At 30.2% G+C, this 1,462-nt stretch carries 1 protein-coding gene and 1 pseudogene; both read right to left on the bottom strand.

Annotation, left to right across the window (positions count from 1 at the left end; translation table 11 throughout):
• Positions 1-67: 67 nt before the first annotated feature.
• A complete protein-coding gene (locus ACFIL3_RS10130) occupies positions 68-358 on the bottom strand; it encodes a hypothetical protein (protein WP_375612598.1) in 291 nt (96 codons plus the stop codon).
• A 976-nt stretch (positions 359-1,334) separates the two neighbouring features.
• Positions 1,335-1,462: pseudogene (locus ACFIL3_RS10125) on the bottom strand (DUF3792 domain-containing protein); the annotation flags it as partial.

The following is a 1,462-nucleotide window of genomic DNA, read 5'->3' as shown; positions in this document are numbered from 1 at the left end:
TAGAGTAGGAAAAAGGTGCATTTTATAAACAACAGGGGAGGGTTGTTTCCATAGCCAAAACATTTTTTCAAGTTGTTATGGTATCTTTTTGAAGTGCTTGATCGATAAAAGTTTGATAATTATCAGAAACAATATATTGGGTATTTTCTCCCAAAGCTTTGAAATGTTCATGACCGCAATGGATTTTTGCTTTTTCCAGAACGCGCAACATGTCTTCGAAAATACTTCTTTTGCTTTCCACAACAAAATACAGTTTTTCTTGCCCATTTTGCTCGAATAATACAGTCCAATCGGGAGTATATGATCCAAGAGATGTATCAATTTTAAACCATTTAGGCAGTTTCGCATAAACTTTAATCTTATCGTTTTTTTCAAATGATTGTGCAAAATTGAACTCAATATCTGAATCATAAATACATGATCATAAGTTGATTTATCAGTTTTTGTCATATTCTTTTATAAAACAATTTGCTTTTATATTTATTAAAATGCATTTTCTATTTTATTTTTTCGTATAATTAGCCAATGAAGTTTTTGCTCTAATATCGCAATTTGTAAAAGACTATTTTGGTCATTCAATATGAAATTTTTTATGTCGGTTTCTTGTATTGAAAGCAATGGTACGATTTTTGATATCTGTATAAAATATTTACAAAAAAAAATTTAATAACGCATGATTATAGAATTTTGTTCTTTGTTTGAAGCATGTACAGTTAAACCATTGTTTATTCATAGATTTTATGTTCATTATTTATTTGATACATTTAATCTAGAATGTAAATTTTGTTCGTATCCTCAAACTAAAATACTGGTATTGAAGTGGTGAGAGTGTTGCTTTGTTGAGAATAGATAATTTGGTAGGTTGGTATTCCCTTTGTATCAGAGAATTCAACTTATTCTCTCATATTGTGTGTGGATGAAATGTTAACCGCATAATGCTCCCTCTTACATGAGATGTAAGATTGATATGTTTTCCACATTGAGAAAAGTTGTTGATCGTAGAGAAATATTTTTTTGCGAAATTCGTTTGGCTTAAATGGAAAAAATAGAGCAAGAGTCGCATATTTGTTATGCTGTAATGGCATATATATATAATCGATGGAGTCAACACTTCATTTAAGAAGTTTTTTAAAGGAAAAACATAAAAAAATAGAATTATTGAAAAAAATCTTTTATTTTGCAGCTTGTTTCTCACGATTATAAAAGCTTCACGTGGATTTTGAAAATTCTTGTTGTGTTGAAAAGCATACAAAAATCAAGAAAATTTTGCAAAAAAGCTGCACTATGCGTGCAGCTTTTTATGTATTTGCTTTAAAGGTAGACAGGTAGATGTTTTAAAGCATGAAAGTGTCCTTACGGCTTCTATAACCATAATAGCCAAAAACACTGGAAATAATGGCGCCTACCAGACTTCCTAAAAAGCCCCACCACCCCATATTGGAGGCTGTTTTTGTGGCTTTAG

The sequence above is a fragment of the Bartonella sp. CE47NXGY genome (genome assembly GCF_042195415.1).
GTDB lineage: Bacteria > Pseudomonadota > Alphaproteobacteria > Rhizobiales > Rhizobiaceae > Bartonella.
Note: the sequence above shows the minus strand (reverse complement) of the source record. Positions and strands in the feature narration are given on the sequence as shown.